11 protein-coding genes and 1 pseudogene are annotated in these 10,090 nt (G+C 36.1%); 6 read left to right on the forward strand and 6 right to left on the reverse strand.

Going from position 1 to position 10,090, the window contains the following annotated elements; translation table 11 throughout:
* The first annotated feature begins 55 nt into the window (after positions 1–55).
* A complete protein-coding gene (locus tag CD147_RS00870) occupies positions 56–367 on the forward strand; it encodes a hypothetical protein (RefSeq protein ID WP_103165573.1) in 312 nt (103 codons plus the stop codon).
* A 77-nt stretch (positions 368–444) separates the two neighbouring features.
* Here CD147_RS00870 and CD147_RS00875 read toward each other — a convergent pair whose 3' ends face one another.
* From CD147_RS00875 to CD147_RS00885, 3 genes are all read right to left on the reverse strand, one after another.
* The gene (locus CD147_RS00875) at positions 445–822 is read right to left on the reverse strand and encodes a hypothetical protein (RefSeq protein WP_103165574.1); all 378 of its coding nucleotides are present in this window, start codon (positions 820–822) and stop codon (positions 445–447) included.
* A gap of 36 nt (positions 823–858) precedes the next feature.
* Positions 859–1,824, reverse strand: coding sequence for a biotin synthase BioB (gene bioB, locus CD147_RS00880; protein WP_103165575.1), 966 nt, complete (start codon positions 1,822–1,824; stop codon positions 859–861).
* A gap of 148 nt (positions 1,825–1,972) precedes the next feature.
* Positions 1,973–3,166, reverse strand: coding sequence for an NADH-dependent flavin oxidoreductase (locus CD147_RS00885; protein ID WP_103165576.1), 1,194 nt, complete (start codon positions 3,164–3,166; stop codon positions 1,973–1,975).
* Positions 3,167–3,399: 233 nt separating this feature from the next.
* Here CD147_RS00885 and CD147_RS00890 point away from each other — a divergent pair, with 233 nt between their 5' ends.
* From CD147_RS00890 to CD147_RS00910, 5 genes are read left to right on the forward strand one after another with little or no spacing between them, the layout of a single operon-like run.
* Positions 3,400–4,401 (forward strand): LLM class flavin-dependent oxidoreductase, encoded by a 1,002-nt coding sequence (locus tag CD147_RS00890; RefSeq protein ID WP_103165577.1) that lies wholly within the window; start codon positions 3,400–3,402, stop codon positions 4,399–4,401.
* Between the two features lie 21 nt (positions 4,402–4,422).
* Positions 4,423–4,764, forward strand: coding sequence for a glycine cleavage system H family protein (locus tag CD147_RS00895; RefSeq protein WP_103165578.1), 342 nt, complete (start codon positions 4,423–4,425; stop codon positions 4,762–4,764).
* Positions 4,765–5,562 carry a protein-ADP-ribose hydrolase gene (locus tag CD147_RS00900; RefSeq protein ID WP_103165579.1) on the forward strand — a complete coding sequence of 266 codons (798 nt, stop codon included), beginning with the start codon at positions 4,765–4,767 and terminating at the stop codon, positions 5,560–5,562.
* Complete coding sequence (locus CD147_RS00905; RefSeq protein WP_103165580.1) at positions 5,552–6,448, forward strand: SIR2 family NAD-dependent protein deacylase; 897 nt, start codon at positions 5,552–5,554, stop codon at positions 6,446–6,448. Before CD147_RS00900 ends, CD147_RS00905 begins: the two co-directional genes overlap by 11 nt.
* 12 nt (positions 6,449–6,460) lie before the next feature.
* The gene (locus CD147_RS00910; protein ID WP_103165581.1) at positions 6,461–7,483 is read left to right on the forward strand and encodes a lipoate--protein ligase; all 1,023 of its coding nucleotides are present in this window, start codon (positions 6,461–6,463) and stop codon (positions 7,481–7,483) included.
* A 501-nt stretch (positions 7,484–7,984) separates the two neighbouring features.
* On the opposite strand, the gene CD147_RS11970 is transcribed toward CD147_RS00910, so the two are convergent.
* The 3 genes and pseudogenes from CD147_RS11970 to CD147_RS00920 all read right to left on the reverse strand — a co-directional run.
* A complete protein-coding gene (locus CD147_RS11970; protein ID WP_107505571.1) occupies positions 7,985–8,080 on the reverse strand; it encodes a type I toxin-antitoxin system Fst family toxin in 96 nt (31 codons plus the stop codon).
* Between the two features lie 541 nt (positions 8,081–8,621).
* Positions 8,622–9,566 carry a cation diffusion facilitator family transporter gene (locus CD147_RS00915; protein ID WP_103165582.1) on the reverse strand — a complete coding sequence of 315 codons (945 nt, stop codon included), beginning with the start codon at positions 9,564–9,566 and terminating at the stop codon, positions 8,622–8,624.
* 302 nt (positions 9,567–9,868) lie between these two features.
* Positions 9,869–10,090, reverse strand: a pseudogene (locus CD147_RS00920) (carbamate kinase); the annotation flags it as partial.

The following is a 10,090-nucleotide window of genomic DNA, read 5'->3' on the forward strand; positions in this document are numbered from 1 at the left end:
CTTTGTTTGGATTGAATTTCCAGAGAAATACGCTCATCTCCATGCACTTCAATCAATGTTTGAATATCTCTATAATCATCGTGCGGATACGTTAAAAGAAGCTATCAACTTATATGAAACAGAAGCACACCAAGCACGTTTAGAAAATAAACAACAACAAATTCTATCTACTGTGTCACAAGCGAGTGTCGATGCTCGAGCTGCAAGATATGCCTCAAATATTGCTGCAACCAATTCAGCAATATCAGCAGTTTGGGCTAAAAAAGCATCAGACAATTCAGCTGCAGCTAGAGATTATGCAGCGAGTGCCAGTCGTGATGCAGCCGCAGCTAATCGTAAAGCCGATCAAATCAACAGTAAATTATAATAAGTTTCCATGTTTATATAACATAAAAAGTCCTTATATTCTTGTAATAGACAAGTGTTTAAGGACTTTATTTTTTCTTATATATCTAAATCTGGTTGAATGCTCATACCCATTTCATTTTGAATATCAGTTGCAAGCGGTTTAAGTATAGGTAGATAATTATTAGCAAATCCTATAATAATACGATTCTTTATAATGGGTGCTAATTCGCGATCTTCTGGCAATGATTGGTCAATTAATGCGATTAAGTCTTTATATTCAATATCTTCTTCATTTCTATGTGCCACATATTTTACAAATGCTCCAAAGACGTTTTCAAATACTTCATGTTCTAAGTCCATATCTAAAAATAACAAACTTACAGACTTCGTATCAATTTGATTTTGTCCCATTTCTTCTGCCAATTCACTAATTGCTTGATATAACAATCTTGTGCTTTCTTTATCTTGAAGCACATCTAACACCTCACTTTAAAAACGATTCACTATGCTTTACCCATCAATTTCGAAGCCTAAATCTTCTAACATTTGATAATCAAGTTCGTTTGGTTGGCCTCCGGTAATCAAATAATCTCCTACAAAAATAGAATTAGCTGCTTGTAGTGCTAAAGGTTGTAATGAACGTAAATTCACTTCACGTCCACCGGCAATACGAATTTCTTTTGTTGGATTAATCAATCTAAACATAGCGATAATCCGCAAACACTTCATCGGTGATAGTAAATCTAAGCCTCCAAATTTTGTACCTTTAATCGGGTGCAAGAAGTTGATTGGAATACTATCGGCATCAATCGCTTTTAAGGCAAAGGCCATGTCAATAATATCTTCTTGCGTTTCCCCCATACCGCAGATGACGCCTGAACATGGCGAAATATGATGTTCTTTCATAATTTCAATTGTATCTACACGATTCTGATATGTATGCGTCGTTACCACTTCTTCATGATAGCGTTCACTAGTATTTAAGTTATGATTATAGCGATCAACCCCCGCTTCTTTCAGTTTATCTGCTTGCTCCTCATCCACTAATCCTAAGCACGCACATATTTTAAGTTGAGGATGTAGCTCTTTAATATCTTGTACGGTATCACAAATATGATTCACTTCTTTATTTGTAGGACCGCGCCCACTCATTACGATACAATACGTTCCAATATGATTATCCGAAGCGACTTGAGCTCCAGCTTTAATCTTTTCTGATTCTACTAAGGCATATCTCTGTTTTTGTTTCATTTTTACAGACTGACCACAATACCCACAGTCTTCTGAACAAATGCCACTCTTCGCATTTAAAATCATATTTAATTTTACTTTCTTGCCGTAATAATGCTTTCTTACAATATACGCTTCATGTAATAAGTCGAATGTGTCGATGTTTGGATTCTCAAATAATTCTAACGCTTCTGTTTTAGTTAACGCCTCTTGATTTAAGATACGTTGTGCTAAGTTTAATGTCATGTTATCTCTTACTCCTTACCTTTTAAAATTACCCAATGTCTTCGATAAACTATATAATGTAAACTTTTTATAATTATAAGTTTACATTAAAAATAATATAATAAAACTACATTGATGTCATTTTTATATCAATGTAGTTTTCATTTACCTATTTATTATCATAGTTTTGTTCTAGTTTACGTAATTCATCACGTGTTTTCTTTTCAAGCCCTTGGCCATAGTCCATCATTTGGACGATATCTTTGAACGCTGCATGTGGAATCGCCAGTTCATCTAAATCCTCAGGCTGAATATGCAAATCAATGTCTTGTACTCGCCCTTCTGCAAGTTTGTGTACGAAATCTGGTTCTGTTACAAATGGGGATGACATGCCTACCATGTCCGCATTTTCCAAAGCATCTAACGCAGCCTCTGGCGAATTAATGCCACCACTCGCAATTAACGGTACGCGTCCATCTAAATACTCATAAACCACTTGATTAACACGACGTCCATAATGTTTGCCCGGCGTACGTGTCTTATTCTGATAAATATTACGTCCCCAACTGGCAATTGCTAAATAATCGATAGAAGCTACATCCATTACCCAATCTAAATGTTGATTAAATTCATCAACCGTATACCCTAAATCATTACCTCTTGTTTCCTCGGGTGTCGCTCTATATCCGAAAATGAAATCATCAGGTGCTTCGTCATTAATGACTTTTTGTACTGCCGTCATTACCTCTAGACCAAAGCGTGCCCTATTCTCCAATGTATCGACCCCATATTCATCGTGACGTTGGTTTGAGAATGTTGAAAAGAAGGTTTGAATAAGTAAACGTTGCGCTACCGAAATCTCAACACCATCAAATCCAGCTTGAATAGCACGTGACGTGGCATTCGCATATTGTGTAATAACTTCATGAATCTTAGCGACTGACATCTCCTCTACCTCATGTTGAATTGGTGAATGTAACGTCATCGAACTCGGTCCGTAGACTTTGCCATAGTTCATGATTGCTGTCGTTGAAAAGCGTCCCGCATGTGCGAGTTGAATAATCGCTTTATTACCATTTTGTTTCATGGCTTGTGCCACTTTTCTCAAACCTGGAATACAATCATCATCAGAAATATTAAAACCATATTCGAATAACTGGCCATACGGTTCTATGTACGCTGCGCCAGTAACTTGTAAGGGAGCAGAATCTGCACGTCGTAGCGCATAGCGTAAATCTTCATCAGTAATATGCCCTTCTTTGGTCGATGAGTTGGTAGTCATTGGAGACAAGACAAAACGATTTGATAGCTTTATACCATTGGGTAACGTGATAGGTTGAAGTAATGGTGCGTAGTTTGACATGTGATGACATCCTCTTTCGTATTTTATCTCTTAAATTCAAATTACCATGCGTTCTCATAATACTCAATCGACTTGTTTGTGAACACTATAAGACAGAACGCTACTCGCTCATATTCTATTCCCCGGGAAAAGTGTGTGATAAAAATCAAAAGTTAACAAATTTTCGTTAAACACGTTAAAATAGTAGTGGGTATTATAAAAGGGAAACAGTACGTTTTGGAGATGAACGCGACATGAAGTTAAGTATTTTAGATTACGCCTTAATTGATGAAGGTAAAAACGCAGAACAAGCGTTACAAGATACGACGCGACTAGCGAAGTTGGCAGATCAACTAGGCTATCATCGCTTTTGGTTAACGGAACATCATGACGTTCCTGCCTTTGCAGGTAGTAGTCCTAAACTACTCATGTTGCATTTACTTAACCACACAGAATCTATCAAACTAGGTTCTGGTGGCGTGATGTTGCCACACTACAGTCCCTTTAAAGTAGCGGAACAATTTAAAATGTTAGAGGCATTACATCCTAACCGTGTAGATCTAGGCATTGGGAATAATCCTGGAACTACTGTTGTTAAACGCGCTATGGATGAAGATAAAAGCGCGTACCTCGATTACGCGCAAAGTATTGAAGATTTGCGTCATTACTTAACAAGTCCATCTGATGAACAACGTGTTGGCAAGGTTATTGTGCAACCGCAACTCTCTCGCCATCCGGAAATGTGGCTCTTAAGTACAAGTCAACGTTCTGCTAAGCTTGCTGCTATGCAAGGAATGGGCTATACGTTAGGTACATTTTTACTACCTAGTGAGGATAAAATAGAAGCGGCCAAGAACAGCCTTGCGACGTATCGCGATCATTTTCAAAAAACAGCGTTAAACATGGCGCCTAAGGTAATGTTAACGACGTTCGTGATTGTGACGGATGATGAAGGTGAGGCGCAACAGCTATTACATGCATTGGACGTTTGGTTATTAGGTAAGCGTCAGTTTGCGGAATTTGAGCGTTTCCCATCTATTGAAACTGCGCAACATTACAAACTTAGTGAGCGTGACGAACGTGTTATCGCGCAACACCGTGCACGTATCTTAGCGGGTACATTAGAACAGGTAAAGCCTCGCTTGGATGCGATGATTCAAGAATTTGAAGCCGATGAAGTCTTAGTTGTACCGTTATTACCGGGCATTGAACAACGCTGTCGTACTATTGAATTATTAGCACACGCGTATTTATAGATATAGAAAGGAAGTTATGACATGGCTAAATTAGCTAATTATTTATTTGTTGAAAAAGTAGGCAACCAATATATTTATCGCATGACACCTGAATTGCAGGATGATATTGGTACAGTGGGTTATGTAGAATTTATGGGACCAGATGAAGTGAGTGTCAACGATGAAATTGTGAGTATTGAAGCGTCTAAAACGGTATTAGATGTGCAATCACCACTTGCTGGTAAAATCGTTGAACGTAATACGAAAGCAGAAGATGAACCTGCAATTTTAAATTCTGAAAAAGCAGAAGAAAACTGGTTAGTAAAATTAGAAGATGTAGATGAAGATGCTTATAATGCTTTACCGGAATCGGACGAAGACTAAATGCTAGATACACAACAAGAACGTCTTGCTTATCTTATTCAATCTATGTGGGAAGAACGTTATGGAGATAAGCCTTTAGACTTCCCTGACACTGACGAAGCACAATGGGAGTGTTATCGTGGGCTAGCGAATATACGTCCACCAGAGCCTGTTAGTGCGGAATATATCGATGTTCAAGATGCATATTTATCTACACTTAATAACCAACAAGATTTAACTCGTTTAAATGATTTAGACCCTATCTTAGGAACGCAACTTTATTTATGGCAAGGCGATATTACGACGCTTAAAGTAGATGGTATTGTGAATGCAGCGAACAGTCGTTTCTTAGGCTGCATGCAAGCGAACCATGATTGTATTGATAATATTATTCATACTAAAGCGGGAGTTCAATTGCGATTAGATTGTGCAAAGATTATTGAAGAACAGGGTCGTAAAGAAGGTGTCGGCAAAGCGAAAATCACGCCGGCCTACAACTTACCTTCCAACTATGTATTGCACACAGTTGGACCGCAAATTCGTAAGCGTCCTGTGTCTCAAATGAATAAAGATTTATTAGCACGTTGTTACCGTAGTTGTTTAGAGCTAGCTGATGAGCACGGCTTACGTCATCTCGCCTTCTGTTCTATTTCAACAGGCGTCTTTGGTTTCCCTCAAGAGGAAGCATGCCGTATCGCGATTGACACTACAATGACATATTTACGAGAAACAGACTCATCTATTAACGTTATCTTTAACGTGTTTAGCGATAAAGATTGGGCCCTTTACAAGGAGGCTTTCGATCAATATGACAAATGACCAATGGACTGCCCTGACTCTAGCACATGATAAAAAGACCTCTCAAGCCGACGTGTTGGCTCAAGTCTTTGCCGAATCCGATGCTTTGGTTATTGGGATAGGTGCTGGGATGTCAGCATCAGACGGTTATACTTATGTCGGTGACCGTTTCACGAAAAATTTTCCGGATTTTATCGAAAAATATAATTTCTTGGATATGTTACAAGCGAGTTTACATTCTTTTGAAAGCTGGCAAGAATATTGGGCTTTCCAAAGTCGTTTCGTAAAACTAATTTTTTTAGAGCAACCCGTGGGTCCTTCTTACCTTAGACTTAGAGATTTACTTAAATATATGTATGACTACTTCATCATTACTACTAACGCAGATAATGGCATTGAATTTGCATGTTTTGATGAAAGTAGAGTCTTTCACATGCAAGGTAAGTATATTCTCTGGCAATGTAGTCAACATTGTCATGCACAAACCTATCGAGATGAAGATGCGATTCGTGAAATGGTCGCTAAACAAGAAAATATGAAAGTCCCATATGAGCTTATCCCTCGTTGTCCTAAATGCGATGCACCAATGGAAATCAATAAGCGTAAAGCTGCGGTCGGTATGGTAGAAGATGAAGAATTTCATGAGCAATTAAATCGCTATAATGAATTTCTCGAAGAGCATAAAGGTGATAAGGTAGCCTATTTAGAAATTGGCGTAGGCTATACGACTCCTCAATTCATTAAGCATCCATTCCATCGTATGACGCGTGAGAACCCTAACGCCATATTCGTGACTTTAAATAAAAAAGATTACCACGTTCCAAAAGCAATTCAAGATAGAACCATTCATTTAGATAAAGATATTTCATACTTAATTAAAAAAGTTCATAAAATATTAGCAATCTAGGAGAGCAAAATCATGTATTTAATAGAACCTATTCGTAATGGAAAGTATATCGATGATGGCGCCGTCAACTTAGCAATGCAGGTTTATATTAATAATAATCTCTTTTTAGACGAAGATATCTTGTTACCTTACTACTGCCAACCTAAAGTAGAGATTGGCCGTTTTCAAAATACGGCTGTAGAAATTAACCAAGATTATGTAGATGACCATGACATTAAAGTTGTGCGTCGTGATACAGGTGGTGGCGCCGTGTATGTTGATGATGGCGCCGTAAATGTATGTTGCATTTTAGAGCAAGATACTTCTATTTATGGTGACTTCCAACGTTTCTATCGCCCAGCTATTCAAGCATTACATAACTTAGGTGCGACTGAAGTAATTCAAAGTGGCCGTAATGACTTATCTTTAAATGATAAAAAAATATCAGGTGCAGCGATGACATTATTAAATAATCGAATTTATGGCGGGTATTCCCTACTCCTTGATGTCGATTATGAAGCGATGGTTAACGTATTAAAACCAAACCGTAAGAAAATTGAATCTAAAGGAATAAAATCCGTACGCGCCCGTGTTGGTCAAATTAGAGATTCATTAGACCCTAAATATCGGAACATTACTATCGATGAATTCAAAGATTTAATTATTACTCAAATTATGGGAATCAATGACATTAAAGAGGCCAAACGCTATGAATTAACCGAGGAAGATTGGGCTGGCATCGATCAATTAGTCGCTGAAAAGTATGATAATTGGGAATGGAATTATGGTCGTTCACCACGTTATGAATACAACCGTAATGAACGTTTTAATAGTGGCACGATAGATATTTCATTATCCATTGAACATAACCGCATTGCCGCTTGTAGTATCTTTGGCGATTTCTTCGGTCAAGGCAACATAATTGATGTCGAAGCACACTTAGTCGGCACACGTATGGTTAAAGCAGATTTATTCGCACGATTAAACAGTATCAACCTAAACTTCTACTTTGGCAATATTACCGCCGACGAACTTGTCGATCTTATTTTAAGTTAATAATGCCGGTTTATTTGGAAGCGACGATAGAAATTTTAGGTAGTGGTGATAGAAATGTATTAGTGGACCTTAAAGACAGGACATTTTGCATATTGATGCCCTAGACTTTGGTGCAAAATTATATGTAAAAAAATTTAAATTGGTATTTTGCGTTTTTCTACTATTTAGAGTTATAATCTATATGACAAGAGCTTCGTGCATTATATGCACCAATCCCCTCACTATTACGAGTAGTGAGGGGATTTTTTGATTATGCCTAATATGTGATTCTTCTATAAAGTATAGCCGCAAAAGTAAAAGTGATAGTCATTGCAATAAAGAAAATTATTGTTAGAATTCCTATAATATTCTCTATCTTATTTCATCCTCCTATATAGATACCGATTTGCATTCCTCTATACTATGATGTTATAATACACCTAACAAAACATTCTAGCATATATGCACCAAATCCCCTTACTATGTCCGTAGTAAGGGGATTTTTGGGTTTGGCTATATCACCTATTTATTATTGCGATTACGTAGCCAATGCGTAAATAACGCAATAATGCAACCACTTATTATTGTGGTTATAACGTTAACAAAACATTCTAACATTTGATATGCACCCCCTCTCTACGTCGAAATTGACGCCTGAGAGATATAGGCGACTTTTATATTATACTCTCTTATACGTCTTGGTTGCATAGGGTTTCCGATAAGTAACACTATGTTAATACAATAATTTAATAATAGGGTTATCAATCGTAAAAAAGTTTAATTACTAAGCTACTAAAGATTGAGAATCATGTATCTTTCAATATTTCAATCAGTGATGAAGTTGCTAAGAGTATAGAACTCTCAAATCTTTAGTTAAAGTATAAAATCTGAAAAACTTAATATAACTTTGTACTTCTGACTATTAAGGTGTTATAATACACTTAACGAAGATTATATGCATATATGCACCAATCCCCTCACTACTCGCAATAGTGAGGGGATTTTTAAATAATATCTAATTAACTTACAGTTTGTGTAATATAATCTCTAAATCATTAATACTACTAGAGGTTTGCCTCATAAAACGATATTATTTATACTTTATTTCCTATTTTAAACGCTTTGCAACACGCTCACATTGATTATGGCTTGATTTAAATTAATCTTGCTTATGCTTAATCTTATCAAAATAAGGTTCATCAAGATGATTAATATCCAAATGTTCTATTTGTAGTGTCGTATGTGCTAATCTATACTTTTCCTTCAATAATTCTTCTATGGCATTAATATGAACAAACGCCTCTTTACTACTTCTACTATCTAAGACAATATGTGCACTTAGAGAGTATTGATCTGTGGTAATACTCCATAAGTGAAATTCGTGAACATCTATAACTCCAGGAACAGTCTTAATTGTCTTCATAACATCATCTGTATCTAAATCTTTTGGCACAGACTCCATCAATATCATCCAAGCATTACGCACAATTTTATAACCACCTCTAAAGATAATGATTGAAATTAGTATACTTAATATAGGGTCAAATAACTGAATACCTGTGAAATGTATTAATAAGACTGCTAAAATCACGCCAACTGAATTTAATAAATCCCCAATAAAATGCCATAAAGCGCTTTGAACATTTATATTTTGTTCATTCTTTAAAGAACGCATTAGAATAATAGTTAGTACAATATTTACGATTAAACCAACTATAGCAATAACAAGCATTAAACCACTTTCAACTTGTTTGGGATAAATGATACGTATGATAGCTTCGTAAAAAATCCCAATAGAAATCACTGATAAAGCTAAACCATTCAAAAAAGCCGCTAGCACTTCAAAACGCAAATAACCATAAGTGAACCGTGCTGTTGGCTTACGACTCGCAAAGTAAATAGCTAACATAGATAACCCTAATGCAAGTACGTCACTTAACATGTGAAATGAATCAGACAATAAAGCTAAAGAATTAGATACGAACCCTCCTACAAATTCTACAATTGTAAAAAACAAAGTAATTAAGAGTGTTGCCCATAAAGTCAATTTAGATTGCTTTTGCACCTTACTATGTTCCACATGATGAAAATATACTTGCTTCATCTATGTCCCTCCTTTAATAACCTAATGTAAGACATCTTTATTTTTTAATAAATTTAATTTTGATTGTCATTTTAGAAAAAGATATATAGCTATTTAATATTTTATTATGTATTTCTTCAATCAAGAGTACTTTCATACTGTATCATAATAATAGGATTTTTCGACCTTAGCTTAAATCATTCTCTTTAATTTCAAAAACCTGAGTTTAACTATGTAAATCACATACGTTAAGCTCAGGTTTTACTTATTTATTTAATATATAGGGGTATAATCACTGCTTCAACAGTTAAACTATCTAATCGTTATTTTGTAATTAATGTACCAATCTTACCCTCTAACGCATCTCCCAAATCTGCTAATGATGTGATAAGTACACTGCCGTCAGGATGTTTCTCAATAAATTGTAATGCAGCTTCAACTTTAGGAAGCATACTTCCTTTCGCAAATTGATTATCAGCAATATGTTGTTTGATTTCATCAACTGTCACTTCGCCAAGACCTTCTTGATTATCTTTTCCAAAGTT

The organism is Staphylococcus devriesei (assembly GCF_002902625.1).
Classification (GTDB): Bacteria; Bacillota; Bacilli; order Staphylococcales; family Staphylococcaceae; genus Staphylococcus; species Staphylococcus devriesei.